The 25,710-nt window shown below is 41.5% G+C and carries 23 protein-coding genes; 20 read left to right on the top strand and 3 right to left on the bottom strand.

Annotated features, from left to right (window positions below; all coding sequences use genetic code 11):
• Nucleotides 1-133: 133 nt before the first annotated feature.
• Both ascB and MKY01_RS16670 read left to right on the top strand, forming a co-directional pair.
• Nucleotides 134-1,558, top strand: a complete 1,425-nt coding sequence (ascB, locus tag MKY01_RS16665; protein ID WP_076210423.1) for a 6-phospho-beta-glucosidase — start codon at nt 134-136, stop codon at nt 1,556-1,558.
• 136 nt (nt 1,559-1,694) lie between these two features.
• Nucleotides 1,695-2,867 (top strand): MFS transporter, encoded by a 1,173-nt coding sequence (locus tag MKY01_RS16670; RefSeq protein ID WP_339282683.1) that lies wholly within the window; start codon nt 1,695-1,697, stop codon nt 2,865-2,867.
• 91 nt (nt 2,868-2,958) lie between these two features.
• Here the strand turns inward: MKY01_RS16670 and MKY01_RS16675 are convergent, their stop codons facing one another.
• Entirely contained in the window at nt 2,959-3,711 is a 753-nt protein-coding gene (locus MKY01_RS16675) for a MurR/RpiR family transcriptional regulator (RefSeq protein WP_127549308.1), read from the bottom strand.
• Between the two features lie 414 nt (nt 3,712-4,125).
• Here MKY01_RS16675 and MKY01_RS16680 point away from each other — a divergent pair, with 414 nt between their 5' ends.
• Both MKY01_RS16680 and MKY01_RS16685 read left to right on the top strand, forming a co-directional pair.
• Complete coding sequence (locus MKY01_RS16680; RefSeq protein ID WP_339282685.1) at nt 4,126-5,988, top strand: beta-glucoside-specific PTS transporter subunit IIABC; 1,863 nt, start codon at nt 4,126-4,128, stop codon at nt 5,986-5,988.
• 448 nt (nt 5,989-6,436) lie between these two features.
• Nucleotides 6,437-7,600 (top strand): MFS transporter, encoded by a 1,164-nt coding sequence (locus MKY01_RS16685; RefSeq protein WP_339287197.1) that lies wholly within the window; start codon nt 6,437-6,439, stop codon nt 7,598-7,600.
• A 202-nt stretch (nt 7,601-7,802) separates the two neighbouring features.
• Here the strand turns inward: MKY01_RS16685 and MKY01_RS16690 are convergent, their stop codons facing one another.
• Nucleotides 7,803-8,951 carry a DUF5808 domain-containing protein gene (locus tag MKY01_RS16690; protein WP_339282687.1) on the bottom strand — a complete coding sequence of 383 codons (1,149 nt, stop codon included), beginning with the start codon at nt 8,949-8,951 and terminating at the stop codon, nt 7,803-7,805.
• Between the two features lie 494 nt (nt 8,952-9,445).
• Between MKY01_RS16690 and MKY01_RS16695 the strand changes: the two genes are divergently transcribed.
• The 4 genes from MKY01_RS16695 (at nt 9,446) to MKY01_RS16710 (ending at nt 12,553) form a co-directional block, all read left to right on the top strand.
• Nucleotides 9,446-9,691 carry a hypothetical protein gene (locus MKY01_RS16695; RefSeq protein WP_076327461.1) on the top strand — a complete coding sequence of 82 codons (246 nt, stop codon included), beginning with the start codon at nt 9,446-9,448 and terminating at the stop codon, nt 9,689-9,691.
• 377 nt (nt 9,692-10,068) lie between these two features.
• The gene (locus MKY01_RS16700) at nt 10,069-10,632 is read left to right on the top strand and encodes a GNAT family N-acetyltransferase (protein ID WP_339282689.1); all 564 of its coding nucleotides are present in this window, start codon (nt 10,069-10,071) and stop codon (nt 10,630-10,632) included.
• 96 nt (nt 10,633-10,728) lie between these two features.
• Nucleotides 10,729-11,304 (top strand): TetR/AcrR family transcriptional regulator, encoded by a 576-nt coding sequence (locus MKY01_RS16705; protein WP_339282690.1) that lies wholly within the window; start codon nt 10,729-10,731, stop codon nt 11,302-11,304.
• Nucleotides 11,305-11,512: 208 nt separating this feature from the next.
• The gene (locus MKY01_RS16710; RefSeq protein ID WP_339282692.1) at nt 11,513-12,553 is read left to right on the top strand and encodes an NADH:flavin oxidoreductase; all 1,041 of its coding nucleotides are present in this window, start codon (nt 11,513-11,515) and stop codon (nt 12,551-12,553) included.
• Nucleotides 12,554-12,845: 292 nt separating this feature from the next.
• Here the strand turns inward: MKY01_RS16710 and MKY01_RS16715 are convergent, their stop codons facing one another.
• On the bottom strand, nt 12,846-13,865 hold the full coding sequence (locus MKY01_RS16715) for an alpha/beta fold hydrolase (RefSeq protein WP_339282693.1): 1,020 nt from the start codon (nt 13,863-13,865) through the stop codon (nt 12,846-12,848).
• A 144-nt stretch (nt 13,866-14,009) separates the two neighbouring features.
• On the opposite strand from MKY01_RS16715, the gene MKY01_RS16720 reads away from it, so the two are divergent.
• The 12 genes from MKY01_RS16720 to MKY01_RS16775 all read left to right on the top strand — a co-directional run bounded on the left by MKY01_RS16720 (nt 14,010) and on the right by MKY01_RS16775 (nt 25,637).
• Nucleotides 14,010-14,918: a LysR family transcriptional regulator gene (locus MKY01_RS16720; protein ID WP_339282695.1), complete on the top strand. Its 909-nt coding sequence runs from the start codon at nt 14,010-14,012 to the stop codon at nt 14,916-14,918.
• Nucleotides 14,919-14,984: 66 nt separating this feature from the next.
• Nucleotides 14,985-15,704 carry a class I SAM-dependent methyltransferase gene (locus MKY01_RS16725; protein ID WP_339282697.1) on the top strand — a complete coding sequence of 240 codons (720 nt, stop codon included), beginning with the start codon at nt 14,985-14,987 and terminating at the stop codon, nt 15,702-15,704.
• Nucleotides 15,705-15,901: 197 nt separating this feature from the next.
• Nucleotides 15,902-17,833 (top strand): fructose-1,6-bisphosphatase, encoded by a 1,932-nt coding sequence (locus MKY01_RS16730; protein WP_339282699.1) that lies wholly within the window; start codon nt 15,902-15,904, stop codon nt 17,831-17,833.
• A 192-nt stretch (nt 17,834-18,025) separates the two neighbouring features.
• Nucleotides 18,026-18,913 carry a chromosome condensation regulator gene (locus tag MKY01_RS16735; protein WP_076250554.1) on the top strand — a complete coding sequence of 296 codons (888 nt, stop codon included), beginning with the start codon at nt 18,026-18,028 and terminating at the stop codon, nt 18,911-18,913.
• Between the two features lie 353 nt (nt 18,914-19,266).
• On the top strand, nt 19,267-19,467 hold the full coding sequence (locus MKY01_RS16740; protein ID WP_047843207.1) for a cation transporter: 201 nt from the start codon (nt 19,267-19,269) through the stop codon (nt 19,465-19,467).
• 29 nt (nt 19,468-19,496) lie between these two features.
• Entirely contained in the window at nt 19,497-21,935 is a 2,439-nt protein-coding gene (locus tag MKY01_RS16745) for a heavy metal translocating P-type ATPase (protein WP_339282700.1), read from the top strand.
• A 27-nt stretch (nt 21,936-21,962) separates the two neighbouring features.
• Nucleotides 21,963-22,841, top strand: coding sequence for a hypothetical protein (locus MKY01_RS16750; protein ID WP_339282702.1), 879 nt, complete (start codon nt 21,963-21,965; stop codon nt 22,839-22,841).
• A gap of 16 nt (nt 22,842-22,857) precedes the next feature.
• The gene (locus MKY01_RS16755; protein WP_339282703.1) at nt 22,858-23,487 is read left to right on the top strand and encodes a nitrite reductase; all 630 of its coding nucleotides are present in this window, start codon (nt 22,858-22,860) and stop codon (nt 23,485-23,487) included.
• Nucleotides 23,488-23,492: 5 nt separating this feature from the next.
• Nucleotides 23,493-23,696, top strand: coding sequence for a heavy metal-associated domain-containing protein (locus MKY01_RS16760; protein ID WP_339282704.1), 204 nt, complete (start codon nt 23,493-23,495; stop codon nt 23,694-23,696).
• A gap of 33 nt (nt 23,697-23,729) precedes the next feature.
• Nucleotides 23,730-23,969: a glutaredoxin family protein gene (locus MKY01_RS16765; protein ID WP_339282705.1), complete on the top strand. Its 240-nt coding sequence runs from the start codon at nt 23,730-23,732 to the stop codon at nt 23,967-23,969.
• Nucleotides 23,970-24,208: 239 nt separating this feature from the next.
• Nucleotides 24,209-24,538: a metal-sensitive transcriptional regulator gene (locus tag MKY01_RS16770; protein ID WP_127549284.1), complete on the top strand. Its 330-nt coding sequence runs from the start codon at nt 24,209-24,211 to the stop codon at nt 24,536-24,538.
• 259 nt (nt 24,539-24,797) lie between these two features.
• Nucleotides 24,798-25,637, top strand: a complete 840-nt coding sequence (locus MKY01_RS16775) for a PRD domain-containing protein (RefSeq protein WP_076250546.1) — start codon at nt 24,798-24,800, stop codon at nt 25,635-25,637.
• Nucleotides 25,638-25,710 lie beyond the last annotated feature (73 nt).

Consider the following 25,710-nt stretch of genomic DNA (forward strand, 5'->3'; position numbering starts at 1 on the left):
ATAACATGTATTTTATGAATGAATCTATGTAACATAAGTTGTGAAAACAAATTCATGATAAAAAAACTGATAAAGCGAGATTTGTTTTATATTCAGATCAGCTGAAGGTTTAAAAGAAAGGTGGGCTTACCAAATGAGTCAAACATTTCAATTTCCTAAAGGTTTTTTGTGGGGGGGCTCCGTCGCTGCAAACCAAATTGAGGGTGCATATCTAGAGGACGGGAAAGGACTATCCATTCAGGATATACTGCCAAACGGCATTCAAACACCTCCAATGCCAGAACCAACAGAGGATAATATGAAGTTAATCGCGATTGACTTCTACCATCGATACAAAGAAGATATTAAACTCCTTGCCGAGATGGGTTTCAAAGTTTTTCGCACGTCTATAGCTTGGTCCAGAATCTTCCCCAAAGGGGATGATCTTGAGCCAAACGAAAAAGGTCTCCAATTTTACGACGACCTTTTTGACGAGTGCAGGAAATACGGTATCGAACCACTAGTTACGATTTCTCATTATGAGACTCCATTACATCTCGTTAGAGAATACGATGGCTGGGCGAATCGAAAAATGGTCGATTTCTATGAACGATATGTGCGAACCATTTTTGAAAGATATAAAGACAAAGTAAAGTATTGGCTTACATTTAACGAGATTAATTCGATTCTGGATCACCCGTTTGTAGGTGGTGGGATTAACACACATAAGGATCAACTTAGCAAACAGGCTTTGTACCAAGCGGTTCACCACGAGTTTGTTGCTAGTGCACTGGCGGTGAAAATAGGGCATGAGATTAACCCGGAGTTCAAGATTGGTTGTATGGTCATCGCTATGCCAATTTATCCATTGACTCCTGATCCTAATGATATGATCAGAGTAATGGAAGCTGATCATAAGAACACAGGTTTTACAGATGTTCACGTGCGTGGTTATTACCCAGGTTACATGAAACGTTATTTGAAAGATAACGGGATTACCATTCATTTTGAACCAGGCGACGAAGAAATTTTGAAAAACACCGTTGATTTTATTTCCTTTAGCTATTATCAAAGTTGTTGTGAAACAGCTGATCCTACAAAGCAAATTAAAGGTGAAGGAAATCTGATTGGTGGTGTTCCAAATCCGCTCTTGACCGCGAGTGATTGGGGTTGGCAGATCGACCCTCAAGGTTTACGGTACATCATGAATGCAATGTATGATCGTTATCAGAAACCAATGTTCATTGTTGAAAATGGTTTAGGAGCCGTAGATGAACTCATCACGGACGAACATGGCAACAAAACAGTTATTGATGATTATCGCATTAACTATTTGAAGGAGCACTTGCTTCAAGTGGCTGAAGCCATTCAAGATGGTGTTGAATTAATGGGATATGCTTCATGGGGTTGTATTGACTTGGTGAGTGCAACAACCGCAGAAATGAAAAAACGGTATGGATTCATCTATGTGGATCGTCATGATGATGGTTCAGGAACATTGGAACGTTATCGTAAGAAGTCATTCCATTGGTATAAAGATGTCATTCAGAGCAACGGGAGTAGCTTGTTTCGTGAATAGTGACAGGCACTAATGTTGAAAAAACGCTTTATTACATCTCAGCGTACAGGCCTACAGAATAAAACTAAGAAAGGGCCGCCAGTTGCGGCTCTTTCTTATTCTAATAATTAATATTTGAACGATTAGGGAGCAGAAGATGAGAAAAAAAATGTTTTTAATTATTGCATTATTTGTTGCTACATTGAATTTGCGCCCGGCTATTAATTCCATATCTCCGCTGTTAGATACGATTCGGGAAGATCTGGGTATGAGCGCTGCACTAGCTAGTTTGCTAACTTCAATACCTGTACTATGTATGGGCGTATTTTCACCTTTTGCCGTCAAAGCAAGTGGGAAATGGGGAATAGAACGAATCATTGGCTATTCCCTGATTGTGGTGGGAATCGGAATAGCCACTCGGCTATTTACACAGTCTACGTTCGTTTTACTTTTATCTGCATTGATCGTAGGTATCGGGATCGCTTCGATTGGCCCGTTAACTTCAGGTTTTATTAAAAAGTATTTTCCCGCTCATGTCCCATGTATGATTGCACTCTATAGTATTGCCATCACTGTAGGGGCTGCCGTCAGTTCAATGGTATCCATTCCCTTAGAGGCATACTTCAATTCTTGGCAGATAGCAGTAGGAGGGTGGGCAGTAATTGCTTTTGTAGCAGCGATCATTTGGTGGATCATGGTGAAGCCGCGATCTGAATCTGCTCATGTGAGTGAAATCAAAGAACGTCCGCAAATTAAACTTCCCTGGGGAAATAGAAGCGCATGGACGCTTACGCTTTCATTTGGATTAATGGCTATGTTGTTTTATTCTTTTACAGCGTGGCTCCCGTTAATGATTCAGGAAATGGGGTATAGCAAATCCTATGCAACGCTTTGTCTGACCATATTTGTTGTCATCCAAATCCCGATTAGCTTTGTACTTCCTCTATTATTGAAGAACTTTCCTTCAAGAAGAGTATGGATGGTTGGTGAATCTCTGTTCATGATTGTTGGGTTGATTTTATTGATGATGAATTTCATACCGATGGTTTCCGTTGTTCTCTTTGGAGTTGGAGCAGGGGGCTTGTTCACTTTAAACCTGATGTTACCGATTGATTCTACAACCAATGTAAACGATGCAACTTCCTGGTCAGCGATGCAACAATCTGCCGGGTATGTCATTGGAGCATTGGGACCAATATTGCTAGGTTGGATTCATGATGCTTCCAATAGTTTCACACCTGCTATGATTGGAATGATTGTGATCATCATCCTAATGATTCTAACGCAAATTGCAGCAACACGAGGGGAAAAAGTAATGGAAAGAGTCTAATGTAGTCATCCGTTAAGAGCCATAACAACCAGAAAGAGAGTCCAAATGACTCTCTTTCTGGTGCGTATTTTTAGAAAGAACGAGTTCTCTTTTATAGCTCTGATTCTGTATTTACCATTTCTTTGAAGACCTCTCGTCCCAGCCATTCTAAAAGGAACGTAACAGGAACCTGAGTGGTGATGTTAGTGGATTCGTAATACTCTTCTTTTACATAATAAGGGATACTCACATCTGATATTTTAGCCATGGTGGATTGGCGATTGTTCGTTATCGCCACAATTTTATGTTGCTCCTGCTTGATCCGTTGGAGATAAGGTAGAACATACGGGTTTTCACCTCGCGTAGATAATGCAATCGTAACGCTGTCTTTTTGCATTTTGATATGAACAGGATAATGAGGATCTTTTATGTAGACGGAGCAGATCCCTAGATTTGAGAAAAATCGGGCTCCATACTCACCCATGATTCCAGAGCTCCCGATACCAATAAAAATGACGCTACTGGCTTTAGCAATTAACTTTGCTGCCGTTTGAATTTTTTCCTCCAATTCAGGAGATTGAGAACGTTCAAAAAACTCATACACAGCATGATGTGGACTTTTTAACTCCTGCTTCGTTAGTTTATCCTTTTGGGAAATGAGCATCTTAAGTTTTACTTTAAATTCCGAAAATCCCTCACATTGATTCTTTCTGCAAAATCGCATAATGGTGGCTGTAGATACATGAGTTTCATCGGCCAGCTCTCTAATCCGCATGTACGCCACTTTTTCCATGTTCTGAGAAATATAGTTATATAAAGATAGTTCCAATTCATTATAGGATGAGATTTGTTCACTGGTGAACATGGATATGCACTCCCTTAGACCATAATAAAAATAATAGGTAACCTGCTTAGGCAGTATACATTACCTGTATTCAAAAAACAACACGTTACATTTTTGTTACAAAAATCATTTCGTGTCAAAGGAAACTAAACACTTAAACAATATATATTTTCTTCTCTGTTCTGAGTAACATGACGTTATAACATATGTTTCGCACTTCCATTATAACTGGCTAACGCGTCCATGGTCAGAGAACGAAGGTGGCAACGAATAAACCAACCTACCCTTAACTAGTTCCAGTTTCAAGCTTGTTGAGCTTCCTTAGTCTGCTTAAGAATGTCACAATAGCTGTCATATGAAAACATAATGAGTTTGTTTTGCCATCCTCAAAATTCAGCTTTACTACCTTAATATACGTCGAAGGAGCCTTACATCATGGATAAACAACAATTGTCCAAAGATATTCTCAAACTGGTTGGTGGGGAAGAGAATATCGATCAAGTTACGCACTGTATGACTCGACTCAGATTCAATCTAAACGATAACAATCTAGCAGACAGAACGACGTTAAAAAACACACCTGGCGTTATGGGTGTAACGGAAAACGGTGGACAGTTTCAGGTGATTATTGGCAGTGAAGTTTCCGAAGTGTACAAAGCACTAGTGAACAATATGAGCATGAAGCCTAACGCAGAGAGTGCTCCAAAAGGCGGAAAGAAACAAAGGAATCCGATCAGCGCATTATTTGATTTCATATCGGGCATGTTCACGCCAATCCTGCCAGCAATTGCTGGCGCAGGTATGATCAAAGGGATCGTGTCCATCCTGGTGGCTCTTGGTTGGATGACAAATACAAGTTCAACCTATATCATTTTGTCTGCGGTTGGCGATGGCGCATTCTACTTCCTGCCCATTATTCTGGCCATTAGTGCTGCGAAGAAAATGGGGAGCAATGTTTATGTAGGTGCTGCACTAGCGGCTGGTCTCATGCATCCAACCATTACAGCGTTGCTTCAAGAGGGTAATACTTCGTTTGCAGGCATTACGGTTATTGCCACATCCTATGCATCATCGGTTATTCCCATCGTCATTGCAATCTGGATCGCCGCTTACGTGGAGAGAGCGATTGACCGCATCACTCATTCTTCACTGAAACTGATTGTTGTACCAACTGTTACGTTACTCATCATGGTACCACTAACCTTGATCGCGATCGGGCCACTGGGTGGCATTATTGGAAACGGTTTATCTGGGGGTATCCGATGGTTATTTGATAACGCATCCATTTTGGCAAGTATCTTGATTGGTGGCACAATGTCTGTGCTGATTATTACAGGCATGCATTATGCACTGTTGCCGCTTGCAGTTGGTTCGATTGCAACACTTGGTTACGATTTTATCGTTCCGTTAATGTTCGCAGCTAATATGGCCCAGGGTGGTGCTGCATTTGGTGTGGGCTTCAAGTCTAAAAACACCCAAACCAAATCACTTTCATATTCTACAGGACTGACCGCTCTTATGGGAATTACGGAGCCTGCCATGTACGGAATTAACATGAAATTCAAAAAACCATTTATTGCAGCGCTCATTGGGGGCGCAGTCGCTGGGGCGTTTCTGGGAACCTTTTCTGTTAAAGCCTATTTCATTAGCACTGTAGGTCTTCCGGGAGCTGCCTCATATGTCGGTCCAGACATTAGCAACCTGCTCTTTGCACTGATTGCTGCTTTAATTGCATTCGTTGTAGCTAGCGTAATTACTTATTTTCTGGGCTTCCAGGAAGAGGTACCTGCACTATCAGCAACGTCTGCAACTATACCTGTAGTAGCTGAAGACACTAAATTACAGGATGAACAAATATTCAGCCCTATGAGTGGGGAAGTTAAGCCACTTAGCCTAGTTCCAGATCCTGCTTTTTCAGAAGAAATGATGGGTAAAGGATTTGCCATTCAACCTTCAGAAGGACGTGCAGTTTCCCCAGTTAACGGCACAGTATTCTCTGTTTCTAAGAGTGGTCACGCTATTGGTCTCGTAAGTGATCTTGGCGCAGAGATGCTGATTCACATCGGGATTGATACGGTAAAGCTGAAAGGCCAATTTTTCTCGCCCAAGATTCAGGCAGGAGCAAAAGTATCCGTAGGTGATCTATTGATGGAATTTGACCGTGAAGAGATCGAAAAAGCGGGTTACAATATGATTACCCCGGTCATTATTACGAACATGGTTCAATATACCGATGTCCAATCGGCTGGGCGTACCACAATTAATAAAAAAGAATTGATGTACACAGTCAAAGCCTAATTTGATGTTATTAATAGCGGCAGTGATTCCAAGTTATTTCTGGAACGCTGCCGTTTTTAATAAAACACTGCGTTACTTTTGAGTAACAAATGTGATCTCATGTTAATTCAAACTAAAACGCCGAAATGTATATATTTATTTGAATAATAAAAGTAACATAAGTTTTGCAAAACAAAATTTATTATAGACGGATAAGTAGGATTACTCTGAATGGAGAAATCTCTTACGGAGTTAACACTGAAAGGTGGAACACACAAATGAGTCTAACCATTCAATTAGCGGATGTTTTAATGTGGGAAGGTCTTTAGCTACTAATTCAATAGAAGGGTCTTATATAGAAAATGGTTTTGTCCCAGATGAGTGAATGTAGAATATTTATTTTAGTGAATAGTTAATTAATCTATTTTTCTAGAAATACAGAAATAAGAAGGTGCAATTGTTGAAAAATATGTGGAAAATATATTTATTAGCTGTAATTAGTTTTCTTAATGGCGCATCAGAATATGTTATTGCCGGGATCCTAGACAAAATTGCTGAATCTAGCAACATTTCAGTTTCTTCTGCTGGACAGCTAATTACAGTGTTCTCTATAGCATTTGGCGTAGGTACTCCTTTTTTAATTGCTTTCACATCTAAATTAGATCGAAAAAAACTCTTAGTTTATGCATTAACTGTATTCTCTGTTATTAACATTTTAATTGCAACGATAACAGGATATGAGATGCTTATCGTAGCTAGAATTATTTCAGCACTTAGTGCCGGTGTTATTCAGGTTACGCTCCTTACACTTGCTGCGGTTTTGGCTGCTCCAGGAAAGCAAGGCAGTTCAATTGCTACTGTTATTATGGGAAATAGTACGGCATTAGTTATCGGTGTACCCATAGGCAGGGTTGTAGCTTCCCATTATGATTGGAACATCATATTTATTGGTCTTGGAGTAATAGGACTTATTCTCTTATTCCTAGCGCTGCTGATCATCCCCAAAGTGGTTGCTGAAGAAGTTGTTCCTTTGCGTGATCAGTTTAAATTCATCATGCAACCGCGTATCGCAGCAACGTTACTGATTACGTTCGTGTGGTTAGGCTCATATTCCATTTTATTTACGTACATTTCACCGTATCTCCTTGATATATTTAGCATGAGTGATCAAGGTGTAACGTTAGCCCTGTTTATATTTGGTATCGCTAGTGCTATTGGTTCCAAAATAGGAGGACTCAGTACAGATAAATGGGGTACATTCCGTACACTAGCTGGTGGAATGATACTCCATGCCACTGCATTACTGTTGTTCCCGTTTATAGGCCAATCCATATTTCTTCTATATATATTACTTATTTTCTGGGCAATAGCAGCCTGGTCCTCAGGTACGCCGATCCAATTCCAGCTTATAAGTCTCGCTCCCGCTGCTTCAGGCATTGTACTTAGTTTGCATAGCGCGATTGGACAAGTTGGAATGGCTGCCGGAGCTGGTATCGGGGGTATCGCCGTCAACCACAACCTGTTGAACTACATTCCATGGATCGGTGCGCTTGCCCTTGTGATTGGCATCGTAACAACGCTGCTTGATAACTCGCTATCTAAAAGAAAACAAACGAAACAATCTTTGCAATAAATAAACACTTGTATCATCTTCGTTTGTTACATGCCTCTTAACGATGTATAAAACCTTCTATAACAATAAGAAAGCAGCTGACCCAAGTGATCAGCTGCTTTCTTTGTTTTATAATTCATAACTCATTAACCCAATGATAGTAGGTCCAACTGCACCAAAGTTTGATGTGATGGGATTAAGTTCACAGCGAATGAAGTCAAGCTTATCGACGGTTTCCGCATACATTTATATACCGATTGAGGCGAGTACTAACCTCCAAGCCTTGTTGCACCACAACTAACAGTACGATAATTCCGAGAAAAATCAGCCAGCATACTGGATGACCAAAATTTAATCCCCAGCCGACTCCGAATCTTTTCTCAACGATTAGGTTTGGATCCTTCCGATTGAAATAAATCATACCTAATAGCCATTTATCATCATCATGGACAGGTCTGAAATTGGAGTGATCTGCCGATTGCTCCAATCGGCTTCCGCCCTGACCAGCCCAGAACGATAAGGCTAAGGCGTATAGGATGATAAAGGCTATTATGATTAGGACAATGGGAATAGCGAAATTGATGTTAAGCAGAGATATCATATTTAGTTGCACGACGGACAACAGGATAACTACTAAGAAGCTTGCTGTAATCATAAAACCTGACCAAGTACGGCGGAAAGTTACGTCTTGTCTGATGGAACGGTTCGGATCAGTGGGTTGAACCTGCTGCTTCACTCTGCGAATACTCCAATTCTCAAATATGAACACAAGTATTAAGAACACTTGCATTATCGTAGGCATAAACACAGAACTATAAGATTTAGCTGCATAGCCGTCTACGTTCCAACTGCTGTTGTAATGGATCGGAATCTGGTCAGGAATTAGTTCGTAGTTGAGTAGCACAGTTACAATACCAACAACAATAATGAAAACATGGATGAGGAACCACTTACTAGACAAGTTAATGTTTCTTTTCCGAAAACCAGTGTCCACTGCTATGATCGATGGTTCCAGAGCAATAGGCAGCATAGGTAGTAAACTTTTCATTTTGAAATGATAGCTAATGTTTATGACTAGGGAGATTACGACCATGGCGAGTGAATAAGTGACAATGATCCAACTTTGTTGCTTGGAATGTTCATCACCGTATATTAAGCAGATGATACAAACAATGAATAGGATGGTATGCAAGGTAGCACTAATCCTAGCATATGACTTCCGCATCTGGCGCAGAGGTTCGCTGTGAAATTGTACAGCGCTGACGGTGACCCCAAAACTAATCGTCTCTCTTGTTAAATAAGGCATGCTTATCATGAGTATAATGGAAGGTACAAATACAAAGATCATTACTATAACAGGCATTATCGTCATATCTTTCGCCTCCTCTTATACATAAACATAAGTGTGTATTTGAAAACTCTATAACCTTTAGAGCATATGCGATGCATCACTATGTCTTTTTGCGTATGATTATCCTTTTAACTTAGGGTGGGTAATCGACTTAATATAAATTAATTATAATTGATTTTATTGACTACATGGGTGAAATTAACATTTATCCAGATATTTTTGCTCCGCAGCGATACTCATCTGACAACTAAATTATGGCAAGTACATCGTTTGAAATTTTGTGTAGGTACAGGGCAGTAAGGTTTAGTTATAATCAACTTTATCACCATAAAATAAAGTTCACTTGGTAAAATTGTGAAGTGAAAATCACATTAACTGGAGTGGATACTATGCTTTCTGAATAGGAGAAAATTTTTTGTTAAACTAAGGAGTAGGTTAGTGTAATTTCCCGTTTTAGATAACGTTATAATATAAACAGAGTTCAAGATATGAATACAATAAATGGAGGGGTAGGATTGAACAAGTATGTGTTACATATAGTTGCAAGTGTAGTTTGCATATTGTTACCTGCTGTTGGTCTCTTATATGTTTTGTGGGATAGCCACCAACCCAAAATAGGGCCTGTAGGAGACGGAAAACCAAATTATCCTTCAATATCTCAATGGATATCTATTAGCTCTTCTTTTATTCTTGGAGTAGTTAATTTACCTCTTTCCATAATTCGATATAGACAAAAGGCTAAAGAAGATATTAAAAGTTAATGCTTTATTACGCTAACGTAGAATCTATAATTGAATAAACGACGAAAATGAAGCTGCCTGTGTTAGACCGGCTGCTTCATTACGTTAACGAGCAGGATAGATGAATTTTGTGAATATACGCCAGGTATGCGAACGATAAAAACATAAACTTTTAAGATTAAAGACATGCTACAGTCTTCAGAATTCGCAGAATTCGTCAAAGGAAGTACGATCGAAGAATAAAGAGGTCGAACCCGTCCGAATTTTATGGTTATCAGCCCTTCGATGGTGAAGTGCCTTCATGTACAAGATACGATCATAATCCATTAAACCGGAAGGAATATCTCTTACATGTCTTGAATCACGATAAATCTGAATTAAAGCTGGAGGCGACTGAGATGCTGGAATTAGAGTTTACGACTATAGAGGAGTGGGATGAAGCATTGTGGGCGCGGATGGAGCGAATCTATCATGAGGCTTTTCAAAGCGGCGCTAAGACAAAAGCGATTCTGCGCAGTATGCTGGACCGGAAGATTGGTTATTTACACACGGGCGTGCATCGTGGAGAAGTGGTTGCGATGGCTGTTACTGGACTGGAGGGGAAGGTTGCGGACCGCATCCTGATCATCGATTACCTCGCGGTTGAACAGAAGATGCGTGGGTGGGGCATAGGGACCTGGATGCTTGAGCAGCTCAGAGCCTGGGCGTTAAGGGAGCACCGGATCAAAGGTATGATTATCGAGGCGGAGTTCGGGACAACAGAGGCTCATCAGGAACGCATACAGTTCTGGCAACGCAACGGGTTCATCCTAACCTCCTATGTCCATCAATATAGAATGGTGCCAGAGCCGTATCAGGCAATGATGCTGCCACTGGATACAAGTACGCATGTGCCTGATGATGGTGAAGCACTGTTTCGTTATATTAATGCTTTTCACAAGGTTGCTTACCGGAAGAGTTAGACCGCATTCAATGGACCTGCAGGAAAATACCGTAGAGATTAGGATGTAAAATGATCAGTTCTTGACTGCATGGTCAATAACTGATACATTAATCCCATGAGCAGACCAAGAGAATTTGATGTCGATCGTGTATTACACCAGTCTATGGAAGTGTTCTGGAATCAAGGCTTCAAAGCAACTTCTTATGAGGACCTTACGCGTACTACAGGAGTCAAAAAGCAAAGTTTGTACTGTGTTTTTAAAGACAAGCGATCGTTGTTTCTGAAGGCGCTGGCAATTTACCGTGAACAGGTTATAGCGAAACTGAAAGAGATTGAAGCCCTGGATTCGTCTCCCGTTGATAAACTGGATACCTTACGATATTCCCTTTTAGACGATGAAACTAGCTGCCAAGGGTGTCTAATTGTGAATGCATCACTCGAATTCGGAACAGATGACGAGCAGGTCACACGCGAAGCTGAGCTCATGGCAGAAGAGATTCAACTGGTATTAGAGAAGATCATAAGTAGTGGCCAGAAACAACAGTTAATTTCCAACCGGTATACGAGTATAGAGCTTGCATCTTATCTAAATAACACCATTCTTGGTGTGAGAGTTATGGAGAAATCAGGTTCATCCCGTGAACAGATCGAGACGGTTCTGCGTACTTCATTTGGCATGATCATATCTTGATCTTTTTTTTGTGAAATTCTTGACTACGAAGTCAAAAATAATTGAAGGCGGATTAATACACCACGAAAGCTTGAAGGAGGTGGGGCTTTTCGAGAAAAATCGTGTATTGATTCATTTGGAAATAACGTCTAGCTGTTAACCAGGCTGATTGCTGTTTAACATCTCCTAGGTCAATTTATATAAAAAAACGAAATATGTGGAGGTTATTATGAATTATTCTCAATCCGTAGAAGCATTGTTCCAACCTATAGAGTTAGGTCACTTGAAGTTATCCAATCGGATCGTGATGGCGCCGATGACGCGTCAATTTTCTCCGGACGGTATCCCGGGTTCGAATGTTGCGGGCTATTACCGCCGCAGAGCAGAGAACGCAGTGGGGCTTATTGTGACAGAAGGGACAATAATTAATCATCCGGATGCATCCAATCAAGCCAATGTGCCGCACTTTTATGGCGAAGCTGCAATGAATGGTTGGGCACATGTTGTATCTGAAGTACATGAAGCTGGCGGTCGAATTATTCCACAGATCTGGCATATGGGAGCCAAAGGTCATGTTAATGATTATTCGGAAGCTGAGATTGCTACAATCGTTCAGGAATTCGCACAAGCAGCCTCAGAAGCGAAACGCGTTGGGTTCGATGGTGTTGAAATCCATGGAGCACACGGCTATCTGATCGACCAATTCCTGTATGAGAAAACCAACTCTCGTACGGATCGTTATGGTGGAGATATGTTGGCTCGCACACGTTTTGCAGTTGAAGTGATTGAGGCTTGCCGTAAAGTAGTGGGACCGGAATTCCCTATTGTACTGCGTTTATCTCAGTGGAAGACAGATGATTATCAGGCTAAATTGGCTGAAACACCGGAATTACTGGAGCAGCTTCTCGCACCGTTGGTTCAAGCTGGAGTCGATATCTTCCACTGTTCCACACGCCGTTTCTGGGAGCCGGAATTCGAAGGGTCTGATCTGAATTTTGCTGGATGGACCAAAAAACTGACTGGTAAACCGACAATTACTGTTGGATCGATTGGTCTTGATGGTGACTTTACAAGTCTGTTCACAGAAGGTAAAGGCGCAAGTAACGCCGGTATCGAGGGATTGGTACAACGACTTCAGAATGATGAGTTTGATCTGGTTGCTGTAGGCCGTGCTCTTCTAGTCGACCCTGAATGGGTTAAGAAAATTCAAGAAGGACGTACTGATGATCTGGTTCCATTCACAAGAGAAGCGATGACTGTACTTACTTAATTGTAGTTATAATCATTAGGAATATGTATTAATCAAACACACCTTCAAGATCATCTTGGAGGTGTGTTTGTAATGCCAACCAGAGTGAGTTACCCGGTGGAATTAAAGATGAAAGACATAGAGATGAGACTGGCAGAGGATGCAAAAGAAAGATCGGAATAAGGTCCTCAACTTCATTATTGCTGGTTCCTTAATTTCTACATCATCACTCAACAACACCACTGCTTGGGGAGAGCTCTCCCTCCGAAAGATCAACGCTTCTCTTCACTGAATTCCCAATGCAAGTGACGATCTATTCATTAGTGCTAAGTGACAACAAGTGTTTTAGATTGTCATCAATATATTGATTATCGGCACTGTTGATTCCACGACCGGCAAAGTGGCCCCAGATCGATTGAATTGGTTTCAAGACAGCATTAGGTATACGCTTAGCTTCGTATTCATTATCAGCCGCAGTGCAGAAGAGATCCGTGCTTCCCGGCATGATACAGGCATAAGCTTTTATGCTCTGAAGTGCTTTATCAAAGTCTCCGTTATAGGAGGGGTTTGCACTGATATCTGCATGTTGGCCTGTCCATAACATGGCCAGAACATTATGCGGATCCATATTCATAAAGCTATTTTCCCAGACACCAGCTACAAAATCCTCCAATGTGTCAAATCCCATCTCACGGTAAAGCTCTTCTCTATAAAATGCATGTGATAGTCCCCATCCCGCATACACCCGACCAACGGCACGCATGTCAGAAGAACTTAGATGGTTTAATTTACTTGAGTCGAAGCCGACTGCAGATAGCAGTGAAGCTTTCACGCCTTCCAGGACCACAAATGTGTGAGGCCAAGGTTTGGCGATGCCTCCGAAAGGTGCGATTCGTTCAACCATCTCCGGGTAACTTGCCCCCCATTGAAATGCCTGAATGCCGCCCATCGACCACCCGACGACGAGAGCAATCTTTTCAATACCGAATTTTTCGGTCAGCAGTTGGTGCTGGAATCGAACGTTGTCATAGATGGTTACCTGTGGAAAGTTAGCCCGATCGAATGGAGGAGGCGTGTTACTGGGAGAGGAAGAGAGCCCATTGCCCAGCAAATTAGGAACGATAATAAAATATTTCTCTGGATCCAGTGCCATCCCGCTGCCAATGAGCCATTCATTCTGAATATGCTGATCTCCAAAAGCCGTTGGATAGACAACAACATTATCTTTCTGTTCATTTAATTTTCCGTAAGTTTGATAAGCGAGATAAGCGTTTGGTAACCTCACTCCTGATTGTAGGAGTACATCACCCAAATTAAAAATTTCATAATCCATCGTATAATTGCTCCCTTCAAAATGAAAAACCACATGTCACTGTGATCTCTTGTACTCAGTATAGAGCTGTGATACTCTCAATAAAAGTGAATAGAATTCAAGATAGTATTCAATAAAATTGAAAGATGAAGGAGGGATCATTGGATGGAATTGCGTCAACTGAATACGTTTTGTACTGTTGCAAAAACATTGAATTTCACGCGGGCAGCAGAAGTGCTGAGCTACGTTCCTTCCAACGTCACGATGCAAATTAAAGCATTGGAAGATGAGCTAGGTGTTCGCCTCTTTGATCGGTTGGGCAAGCAACTCGCGCTCACAACTGCGGGTAAACGCTTTTTAACACACGCCCAAGGCGTTCTCGAAAAAATGGACGAGGCTCGTAGTGCTGTCCATGATAATGAAAAACTAAGTGGAACCTTAACGATAAGTGCGAATGAGGTTATTTGCTCCTATCGGCTTCCACCTGTCTTCCAACGGTTTCGTTCGCAGCATCCGGGAGTTCGCTTAATTTTCCGCTCAGTTCCGAATCAAGAGCTCAAGCAAACGCTCTTTGAGGGGACCACGGATATTGTTTATATGTTGGATGAACCTATTCGCTCGAGTGGACTTTCCGTGGAACCTTTGCTGGAAGAACATTTCCGATTGTTAGCTGCTCCAGATCACCCACTCGCCAAACGAACTGTGCTGCAATTGGAAGATTTTCATGATGAAGTGTTCCTGACAAATGAGAAGGGTTGTCCCTATCGAACGATGTTTGATCGGTCATTTGAGAAAGAGGGCATTGATAACATTACATATTTAGAGTTTCAAAGTGCTGAAGCCATTAAACAATGTGCAATTTCAAGAATAGGTATTGCCTTTCTTCCTGAGATCGTCGCGGAATCTGAAGTTGAACGTGGAGAACTTGTTGTCCTCCCCTGGAAAATTCCGGACTTGCAGGTATATACACAGATGTTGTGGCATAAAGACAAGTGGCTTTCACCAATGATGTTATCTTTTATAGAAGCAACCAGGGAAGTTTTTGGTTCACAGAGTGAGAATAAAACCGTATAGCTTATGTACGAGACATCAAACTGTTGAGCACAGTAAAATGCTGTTGAAAGTGAGGAGACATTATTTATGATTCCATTAGTATATAACCAGATTAACCATTGGGGAAAAGACGATGAATTTTTCCTTTCATTGTTAAAGAGATTACAAGTAGAATCTATAGCTGACCTGGGCTGTGGAACAGGAAGATGGACTACTCATCTTGTTCAGTGCGGTTATAAAATTATCGCTATAGATCCCAATGAAGAAGCGATTGAAATGGCGCGAAGTAAAGATAATTCTGGAAGTGTGAATTGGATTATAGGTGATAGTGCGGATTTACAAACCAATACCTATGATGCGGTAATTATGACAGCCAATGTTGCACAGGTATTTCTTACAGATGACAGCTGGAAACGAGTAATCTCAGACGTATTCCGATCCCTAAAAATCGGGGGTCACTTTATTTTTGATACAAGAAACCCTTTGGTAAAAGTATGGGAAGAATGGGAGAAGGACAAAACTCCTGACTTAGCTAAAGATAGACTAAGCGGAGATCCTTTAGAAATTTATACAGAATATGAAGGGTTTGAGGGAGATATTTACACTTTCTATGAAATAGTAAAAAATACTAAAACAGACAAAGTGTTAGTTCATGAAAAAATGCAGCTGAGGTTTCGAAATCAAGAAGAATTCAATGAGTCGCTGAAACAAATCGGTTTTTCAAAAATTAAAACATATGGGGATTGGGAATTTAAACAAGCAAATTCTGAGAATAGATCGTTTATTTTTCATTGTGTAAAATACTAAAATAACTACAAACATGCTTCATTCAAATCCATTCAATGAAATTTGTTCATATATGATGAACTGGAGTATGATGGGGGAAGGCAATGCTGATAATTACCATATAATCAATGCCATGTACAGAGTGTAATTTGATATCGGTCTAAAGCTTTTGGACCCGGCTATACAACACCATACTTCCTTGAAGGGGGACATCTGTTTTGGATGAGCAGTTTCTAGATTTATTGGCCGAGAAATATGATACGGAAGAAAAAATCATAACAGAGATCATCAACCTTGAAGCGATCTCCAATCTCCCGAAGGGAACCGAGCATTTTGTCAGTGATTTGCATGGGGAGTTTCAGGCTTTTCAGCATGTACTACGAAACGGTTCGGGTACCGTCAAAGAGAAAATCAAAGAATTATTCCGGGAGGTTTGGACGGATCAAGAAATCAATGATTTTGCGGCGTTGGTTTATTACCCGGAAGAAAAAATACAGCTGGTTATAGGGGAACTGAGCAATAAACAGGCTTTGAACCAGTGGTATAGACTAATAATTGAACACATGCTTAAGCTTATTTCTTATGCCTCTTCCAAGTATACACGCTCAAAATTGCGTAAAGCTCTGCCGGAGCAATATGTATATATTGTAGAAGAGCTTCTATACAAGACGGATTCGACCAACAATAAGGATCCTTATTACGAGGAAATATATCGGCAAATTATATCCTTGGGCCAGGCGGACAATCTCATTATCGGCCTTGCTTATACGACACAGCGCCTGGTGGTTGACCATCTTCATGTAGTTGGAGATATCTATGACCGGGGGCCGTACCCCGATAAAATTATGGATACGCTGATCAACTACCATTCTGTAGACATACAGTGGGGGAACCATGATGTCCTCTGGATCGGAGCCTACGCAGGTTCTCTGGTCTGCCTTGCGAATATTATTCGGATCTGCGCCAGATACGATAATCTGGACATCATTGAAGATGTATACGGAATCAATCTGCGCCCACTGCTAAACCTGGCGGAGAAATATTACGAAGACAATCCGCCCTTCAGACCTAAGTTACAGGCTGGACATAATGTATCGGAGCAGGAAATTCTGCAGATCACCAAAATTCACCAAGCCATTGCCATGATTCAGTTTAAACTTGAAAGCCCGATTATCAAGAGACGCCCATACTTTAATATGTCTGAAAGACTTTTGCTGGAGCAGATTGATTACGACAACAATGAAATCAACATCTGCGGTAAAACGTACCACCTGGAAAACACCTGTTTCGCAACTGTAAATCCGCAGAAGCCCGAACAATTGCTTGAGGAAGAACGCCAGGTGATGGAAAAGCTGTTGTTTTCCGTTCAGCATTCCGAAAAGATGGCCAGACATATGAATTTTCTCATGAAAAAGGGCAGCCTTTATTTAAAATACAACGGGAATTTGTTAATCCACGGCTGTATTCCTTTGGATGAAGAAGGAAATATGGAAGAAATGCAGATTGAAGACAAGACATATGCGGGCCGTCAATTGCTTGATGTTTTTGAAGATTATTTACGTTACGCCTTTGCGCATCCGGAAGAGACAGAAGATCTGGCGACGGATATGGTATGGTACATCTGGACAGGAGAATGTTCCTCGCTCTTTGGAAAGAGAGAAATGACCACTTTTGAACGGTATTTTATCCAAGATAAAGAAGCACATAAAGAGAGAAAGAATCCTTACTACCATTTACGTGAAAATGAAGAGATCTGTCGAATAATCTTGCAGGAGTTTGATTTGAATCCAGATCATGGACATGTCATTAACGGGCACACGCCAGTCAAAGAAATTAGTGGAGAGAGCCCTGTTAAAGCAAACGGAAAAATGATCGTGATTGACGGCGGTTTTTCCAAAGCCTATCAATCCACAACGGGCATTGCCGGATATACCTTGTTGTACAATTCCTTTGGCATGCAGCTCGTCGCCCACAAGAAATTTAATTCAAAAGAAGATGTGTTATGTAACGGAACGGACGTGTTATCTCTAAAAAGATTGGTGGACAAAGAACTGGCGCGGAAGCTGGTGAGGGAAACCAATGTCGGAGAAAAGCTGTTGCAGAAAATTTCAAATTTGAAGGATCTATTAGACTATCGCTACATGAAATGAAACGATTGCTAAAAGTACACATTCGGATCAACTGTTTGAGTGCAAAATGGCGTAGACGCTCGTATTCGGCAGGGAAGTAAAATCCCCTGTCTGTACGAGCCTTTCTTTTTTCACAGTGCGATTTAACAACAAACTTTATGACTTAACAGTTGAACTAACGGCGGATTTTCAATTGGTGGAGGGGAGAAAGATTTGGACTACAATTCACGGAATGAAGCGGTTTTTGAGACGAAACGGTTCCGTAACTGTACCATAGCAGCAGGTCGTCGTCATACCGTTGCTCTTAAATCTGACGGAACAGTAACAGCTGTGGGTGATAATAAATATGGTCAATGTAAGGTAAGCGATTGGTGCGATATCGTCGCAGTTGCGGCTGGTAATGTTCATATGGCTACGAACACCGGTAATGCACATACAGTTGGTCTTAAATCTGATGGTACGGTAACAGCTATAGGTTGGAATAAGCATGACCAATGCGATGTAAGCGATTGGCGCGATATTGTAACCGTTTCGGCAGGTTGGTGCCGTACGGTTGGGGTTAAATCAGATGGCACCGTGGTTGCGGTGGGGCGAAATAATGAAGGGGAATGCAACGTGAGCAACTGGCGCGATATTGTATCGGTCACGACGGGTGACTGGCATACAGTCGGTTTAAAAATAGACGGAACGGTAACAGCAGTTGGTAACAATAAGTATAACCAATGTAGCGTAAACGACTGGGGCGACATATTGGCTGTTTCGGCGGGGTATCTTCATACGGTTGGGCTCAAATCGGATGGCACGGTATTGGCTGTGGGTAGAAATAATAATGGCGAATGCGATGTAAGCGAATGGCGCGATATTGTAGCAGTTGCAGCGGGGAGTTATCATACTGTTGGTCTTAAGTCCGACGGTACAATGGTTGCTGTGGGTTCGAATAAACATAACCAATGTGATGTACGTGGCTGGCACGGAATTAGAGCTGTTTCGGCGGGGTGTGCCCATACGATTGGACTGAAATCGGATGATACGATGGTTGCTGTGGGTGATAATGATTATGGACAATGTGATGTAAGCGGATGGAGTAACATTCAACCATAAATAAAGGAATTTTATATCGTGGGACAAGATCATGGTCCCATTGAAGTCGCTATTTTAGCGGCTTTTTTGTTTTATCGGTACAAGCTTTATTCCCAAGTCAAGGACAAGAACATGGTCCGATTACCAATCAGCGTATAAATAATCGATTCTTCTCTCCATGAATTCATTGATCTAACGAGAGAGATAGTCCATATAGGGTAGGGGGGTATAAAAATATGTTGACTAATATAGGGTATGGGGGTATTGTATTGTACAAGAGCTTGATGAGACCTGAAAAACTGGCCTCGAGAGTTTAGCCCATCGTTTAGGTCAAACTAAACCAAAAAATCACCCACAAGAAGGGACGAAATAAGATGAAAAACATTGTTTTGAATGTACAAGGTATGAGCTGCCAACATTGTGTAAACTCCATCGAAGGTGCTCTGAAAGAAATTGGAGTGAGTGGCAAGGTGAACCTCAGTGATGATTCGGTTGAAGCGACGTATGATGAAAATCAAGTCTCCTTGGAGCAAATTAAAGAAGTTATTGAAGAGCAAGGCTACGAAGTAGCGTAAGTAATGGACGATGAGGGGAGTGAGTTATTGTGGCAACAGCAGCGGCTCAGACAAAACAGTCGAGTATACAAATTACAGGTATGACCTGTGCAGCTTGTGCAAACAAAATTGAAAAAGGCCTCGGTAAGATGGACGGGGTCACATCAGCAAATGTTAACTTTGCTTTGGAAAAGGCGAGTGTAACGTATGATCCCACGAAAGTGGAAATGAAAGAACTTGAGGAAAAAATCAAAAAACTTGGATATGGTTCCGTATCAGAGGTTGCGCAATTCAATCTTGAAGGCATGACCTGTGCAGCATGTGCGAACAAAATTGAAAAGGGCCTGAACAAATTGCCCGGCGTGACTAACGCTTCAGTAAACTTCGCCATGGAAACGGCTCGAGTTGAATTTTCTCCTGGTGAAGTTTCCATCGAAGACATGAAAGACAAGGTAAGAAAACTCGGTTATACAGCGATCAGCAAAGCAGACGGTTCCAGTGGTGGTGCAAGTGAGCATCGTGCTAAAGAACTGAGCAAACAAAAACGGAAATTACTGATTTCGGCAATTCTTTCCTTGCCGTTGTTGTGGACTATGGTAGGTCACTTCTCGTTCACTTCATGGATCTATGTACCGGAATTGTTTATGAATCCGTGGTTCCAACTAATTCTGGCTACACCAGTACAATTTTATATTGGTAGACAGTTCTATGTGGGTGCGTATAAGGCTCTCCGGAATGGGAGTGCGAATATGGATGTGTTGGTATCACTTGGCACCTCTGCAGCGTACTTCTACAGTTTATATTTGACCATTCAATGGTCAAGTATGGCTGACGGGATGCATCATGGTCCATCCCTGTATTATGAAACGAGTGCGGTCCTTATTACTTTGGTTCTTATGGGTAAATTGTTTGAATCACTTGCGAAAGGCCGAACATCAGAGGCAATTAAATCACTGATGAGTCTGCAGGCGAAGACGGCATTAGTGGTTCGGGATGGCAAAGAACTTACCATTCCAGTGGATGAAGTCATTGTAGGAGATGTTGTCCTTATTCGCCCAGGAGATAAAGTTCCTGTAGACGGAGAGGTGCTGGAAGGGATCTCATCTGTAGATGAATCCATGCTTACGGGTGAAAGCCTTCCAGTAGAGAAAAAAGTCGGAGATGCTGTGATTGGAGCTACGATTAATAAAAACGGTATTCTTCGGATCAAAGCAACGAAAGTAGGTAAAGAAACCGCTCTTGCACAAATTATTAAGGTTGTTGAAGAAGCTCAGGGATCAAAAGCACCAATTCAGCGGGTAGCCGATGTGATCTCGGGCATATTCGTCCCGATCGTTGTAGGAATTGCAATAGTTGCTTTCGTGGTTTGGTACTTCTGGGTTACACCAGGCGATTTTGCAGGTTCGTTAGAAAAAGCAATTGCGATTCTTGTTATCGCATGTCCTTGTGCACTTGGACTTGCCACCCCAACATCCATTATGGCGGGGTCTGGTCGTTCGGCTGAACTAGGGGTGTTGTTCAAAGGCGGAGAGCATCTGGAGCAGACGCATAAAATTGATGCGATCCTTCTGGATAAAACCGGTACTGTTACAAAAGGTAAACCTGAATTGACTGACGTCGTCGCTCTTGGCAATGAAAATGAATTCCTGAAACTTGTTGGAGCTGCAGAGAAAAATTCTGAGCATCCACTTGCAGAAGCCATCGTTGTAGGCATCCAGGAACGAAATATCGAACTACCAGGAACACAATCCTTTGAAGCATTTCCGGGTTTCGGAATCCAGGCAATGGTTCAAGGTAAACAACTACTCGTGGGTACACGTCGACTGATGGAAAAGTATAATATCGATGCAAAAGCAGCTTATCATTCGATGTCACGTTTGGAAGAAGCGGGGAAAACTGCGATGCTGGTTGCCATTGATGGTCAATATGCAGGTATGGTCGCTGTAGCGGACACGATTAAAGAAACTTCGAAAGCTGCAGTGAGCCGTCTGAAAGAAATGGGCATTCAGGTCATTATGATTACAGGTGACAATGAACGGACGGCAAAAGCCATCGCTGCTCAAGTAGGTATTGACCACGTTCGTGCAGAGGTCTTGCCGGAAGGAAAAGCGGAAGAAGTGAAAAAACTGCAATCTCAAGGTAAAAAAGTGGCCATGGTTGGCGATGGTATCAACGATGCACCGGCTTTGGCAACTGCAGATATTGGTATGGCGATTGGTACGGGGACAGATGTAGCGATGGAAGCAGCTGATGTAACACTCATGCGCGGCGATCTATCCAGTATTCCTGATGCTATCTACATGAGTCGTAAGACCATGAACAACATTAAGCAAAACTTGTTCTGGGCACTTGGTTACAACACTTTAGGCATCCCTATTGCAGCTATCGGTCTGTTAGCACCATGGGTTGCAGGCGCAGCGATGGCCTTGAGTTCGGTATCCGTCGTTCTGAACGCCCTGCGATTGCAACGCGTAAAAGTACGTCACTAGTCAAAGTACTAAATAGGAGCGAACATAATGATGATGAGGAGTAAAAAAATCATGCTAATGTTAACCGGTGTTTTAGCTTTCGGTGTGTTGTCTGCTTGCGGAACCCCTAAAGAAAGTGCACATACAGATGGACATGGTGGTATGAATCATACTGAGATGAATTCTGAAACTGAAGGTGCGAGTCATGATCACGCAGGGCCTCATGCTGATTCAACAGCAAGTGCCCTTGAAACCTCGTTCTCCTTTGCATCAGATGTGAAGGCCAATGAAAATTCGCATCTGACAATCCAAATCACGGACGTCGATGGTAATCCGGTTAATGAATTTGAAATGGGTCACGAAAAACGAATGCACCTTATCGTGGTGAGTAAAGATCTTTCTTACTTTAATCACATTCATCCAGATTTTAAAAGCGATGGAAAGTTTGTGATTGAAACTTCATTTCCAGCTGGTGGAGAATACAAAATTCTTGCCGACTTTGTTCCAAAAGGTGGAGCGAGTACTACACCCAGTGAATGGGTGAACGTTGGGGGTCCAGAAAAAACCCAAGAGCCTGTTCAAGCGGATTCCAACCTTATAAAAGAAGTGGATGGTAAAAAAATCGAACTTTCATTGAGTACCAAAAAGACCAACGAAGACGTAAATCTGACCTTTAATATCATGGATGCGAAAACGGACGAAGGGATCAATAATCTGGAACAATACCTCGGTGCTGTAGGTCATGTTGTTATCCTTTCTGAGGATGCAGAGCAATATCTGCATGTTCATCCAACAGAGGAAAAGGTAACAGGTCCAAAAGCGGAGTTTATGACCTTCTTCCCGCATAGCGGAATCTATAAAATTTGGGGCCAATTCCAGCATGATGGGGAAGTCTTTACAGTACCTTTTGTAGTAGATATAAAGTGAGTAGAGAGGTATGAGCATGGGAGATCAAATTAAAATAGCGATTAGTCCAGCAATCCAACTTGGTGGAAGCTTATTCACTCCGGAGCAACTAGTTAAAATTGGCGAGATTATTGGTCCAGACTCAAAAGTGGAGATGACACCCTTTAAGCAACTCTACGCAGAAGTATCGATTGAACAACGAGAGCAGATCAAAAATAAACTTGAGGATCACGGTCTTGAAATAAACCCTGCAGGATTTGTAACCAAAAGTCTGATCGCTTGCAACTTTTGTAGAGGTGCAGAAGAAGCAGGCATGGAAACAGCCAAAAATTTAAATCAGGCCATTTCCGGTATCGAGACGCCTACACCACTCAAGATTGGATATGCTGGATGCGCCTTAGGCACTAGTGAACCGTTGATTAAGGATATTGGGATCGTAAAGATGCGCGATAAGTTCGATGTTTATGTTGGTGGCGAGTCGAAGGGGCTTAAACCCTCCTTCGCCAAGCTTCTACACTCCGGATTAATGGAGGATCAGCTTATTCCTTTCGTTACCGCAATTATTGATTATTATAAGATGCATGCAAAAGGCAAAGAAAAGTTCAGCAAATTCGTTAATCGAATGACACTGGAAAACTTGAAGTCTATGACGCTTGAAAGGGGGTGAAAACAGTGAAAGAAGCAACTGTAAAAATTCAAGGTATGTCTTGCCGTTCTTGTGTATCTAAAATTGAAGGTGCAATTAGCGCTCTTGGCGCTGAAGGCCACGTTAATTTTGAACAAGGAACAGTGGAACTTCGATTTGACGAATCTAAAGTTCAAATCGCTGAAATTGAAGAAACGATCCGTAAAAAAGGATATAACATCGGAGCGTAATATATATTGAAATACAAGGGAGAGTAATTGGGCATGACGGAATCCATTCAGATTTATTCAATCCCAACCTGTAGCGATTGCAATTATGCTAAACGTTACTTTAAAGAGTATGAGATTCCCTATACGGATTACAATTGTGAGGAAGATGCCAAGTACGCTGAGGAAGTCTGGAAGTTGACTGGCAAACAGGTTGTTCCAACCATTGTCATTGGAGATAAGGTCTTTGTAGGCTTTGCCGAAAATCTCACTGAAATCAGCGAGTTAGTTAAATAACTGTTAGGACCCCGGTCAACTTCCGACTGGGGTTATTCTTAATAAAAATATACCTTTGACTGATATATCGTTGTAGGAGTGGAGGGTATAATATGCTTACAAGATGCAGTAGATGGTTGCCCAACCGATTCAATCTTGGTTGATGACAAGCCGTTCTCTTAGCACGTACCATGATACTTCTTGCTCCCTTTACATAGGGTAGGGGGGGATGGTAATGTGTAATAAAGGAGTTGATCTACATGGATGATACGATACTTGAGGACGCCTCATGTGACCATACATCTTCAAACGAGCGGAAAAGCCATCATTCGGAGAGTACGAAGCGAAAATTAATTAGCCGGTTGAATCGGATTGAAGGGCAAGTGCGTGGAGTAAAAGGAATGATTGAGAAGGATACGTATTGTGATGACGTGTTGCACCAAATTGCCTCCATTCAATCCGCGTTGAATGGCGTAGGAAAGCAGCTTTTGGAACATCATATGAAAAGCTGTGTCATTGAACGCATTTCAGAAGGCGATCACAAAGTTTTGGATGAACTGATGATCACTGTAAATAAGTTAATTAAGTAAGCTAGGATAGGGGAGATATCCTCTTGTTGTATTCAGGCAAATGCCCCATCAGTACTTAAATGACCATATTGACAAATTTAACGCCTTCCACTAAGATAATCGTACAAGTAAATAATGAATATAATCAGGATTGTTACTGATCAGCAGGCAAGACCGATTAATATGCAAACATGTAGAGTATAATTACCATGTGTGCACTATTAATGGTCTTTTTTATTTGCTAAATTCTGTTAACGTTTCATTTTAAAAGGAGATTCGTATGAAAATCACGCGAATTATTAATAATAATGTCGTCTGCGCTGTAAATGAAAGACGCCAGGAGATGATGCTTCTAGGAAGTGGCATTGGTTTTCAGAAGAAAAAGGGCGACGATGTGGACACAGAGAAGATTGAGAAAGAATTTTTTCTGAAGTCCAAAAATGTAACTGGCAAATTATATGCCCTGCTCGCGCAGATTCCAATGGAGTACATCCGTGTGTCCGATAGTATTATTCAATATGCCAAGCAGTCCTTGGATAAAGAGCTGAATGAAAATATATATTTGACGCTAACAGACCATATTAACTTCGCCGTATCACGCTATAAACAGGGAATGAACTTCAACAATGCGTTATTGTCTGAAATTAAAGCATTCTACGCCAATGAGTATCGAGTGGCTTTGAAGGCTTTGGATATGATTAATCAAGAATTCAACATTACGTTGCCTGAAGATGAGGCCGGCTTTATTGCGCTTCATATCGTCAATGCAGAACTAGGATCTGAAATGGAAGATACCATGAAGATGACACAATTGATTCAAAAGGTCTTAAATATTATTCGTTATCAGTTCAAAATTCACTTTAACGAAAGCTCCCTTCACTACTCCAGACTGATCACGCATCTAAAGTTTTTTGCCTATCGTCTGTTTAACAATACGGTGATGAAAAGTAATGATAACGATTTCCTCAATATTATTAAAGAAAAATATAAGCTAGAGTACCAATGTAGTCTAAGAATTGCGCAGTTGATTCGGGTAGACTATGGGAAAGAATTAACCGAAGACGAATTGGTGTATTTAACTGTTCATATCAAAAGGGTGACTGATGAAGAAAGGGATTGACCCATCATCGCTCCATAATGACTATACTAGGATTGTTACTGGTGATGCAGGCAAGACCTAGAGTTCCATCGTG

The organism is Paenibacillus sp. FSL R5-0486, from assembly GCF_037975155.1.
In the GTDB taxonomy this organism is placed as follows: domain Bacteria; phylum Bacillota; class Bacilli; order Paenibacillales; family Paenibacillaceae; genus Paenibacillus; species Paenibacillus amylolyticus.

Excerpts from the sequence above, each read along its gene's own strand:
- MKY01_RS16685 (WP_339287197.1), top strand. The coding sequence starts at position 6,437 with ATGTGGAAAATATATTTATTAGCTGTAATTAGTTTTCTTAATGGCGCA.
- MKY01_RS16720 (WP_339282695.1), top strand. The coding sequence starts at position 14,010 with ATGGAATTGCGTCAACTGAATACGTTTTGTACTGTTGCAAAAACATTG.
- MKY01_RS16750 (WP_339282702.1), top strand. The coding sequence starts at position 21,963 with ATGATGATGAGGAGTAAAAAAATCATGCTAATGTTAACCGGTGTTTTA.
- MKY01_RS16680 (WP_339282685.1), top strand. The coding sequence starts at position 4,126 with ATGGATAAACAACAATTGTCCAAAGATATTCTCAAACTGGTTGGTGGG.
- MKY01_RS16755 (WP_339282703.1), top strand. The coding sequence starts at position 22,858 with ATGGGAGATCAAATTAAAATAGCGATTAGTCCAGCAATCCAACTTGGT.
- MKY01_RS16770 (WP_127549284.1), top strand. The coding sequence starts at position 24,209 with ATGGATGATACGATACTTGAGGACGCCTCATGTGACCATACATCTTCA.
- MKY01_RS16705 (WP_339282690.1), top strand. The coding sequence starts at position 10,729 with ATGAGCAGACCAAGAGAATTTGATGTCGATCGTGTATTACACCAGTCT.
- ascB (WP_076210423.1), top strand. The coding sequence starts at position 134 with ATGAGTCAAACATTTCAATTTCCTAAAGGTTTTTTGTGGGGGGGCTCC.
- MKY01_RS16675 (WP_127549308.1), bottom strand. The coding sequence starts at position 3,711 with ATGTTCACCAGTGAACAAATCTCATCCTATAATGAATTGGAACTATCT.
- MKY01_RS16740 (WP_047843207.1), top strand. The coding sequence starts at position 19,267 with ATGAAAAACATTGTTTTGAATGTACAAGGTATGAGCTGCCAACATTGT.
- MKY01_RS16710 (WP_339282692.1), top strand. The coding sequence starts at position 11,513 with ATGAATTATTCTCAATCCGTAGAAGCATTGTTCCAACCTATAGAGTTA.
- MKY01_RS16670 (WP_339282683.1), top strand. The coding sequence starts at position 1,695 with ATGAGAAAAAAAATGTTTTTAATTATTGCATTATTTGTTGCTACATTG.
- MKY01_RS16765 (WP_339282705.1), top strand. The coding sequence starts at position 23,730 with ATGACGGAATCCATTCAGATTTATTCAATCCCAACCTGTAGCGATTGC.
- MKY01_RS16715 (WP_339282693.1), bottom strand. The coding sequence starts at position 13,865 with ATGGATTATGAAATTTTTAATTTGGGTGATGTACTCCTACAATCAGGA.
- MKY01_RS16725 (WP_339282697.1), top strand. The coding sequence starts at position 14,985 with ATGATTCCATTAGTATATAACCAGATTAACCATTGGGGAAAAGACGAT.
- MKY01_RS16690 (WP_339282687.1), bottom strand. The coding sequence starts at position 8,951 with ATGACGATAATGCCTGTTATAGTAATGATCTTTGTATTTGTACCTTCC.
- MKY01_RS16775 (WP_076250546.1), top strand. The coding sequence starts at position 24,798 with ATGAAAATCACGCGAATTATTAATAATAATGTCGTCTGCGCTGTAAAT.
- MKY01_RS16700 (WP_339282689.1), top strand. The coding sequence starts at position 10,069 with ATGCTGGAATTAGAGTTTACGACTATAGAGGAGTGGGATGAAGCATTG.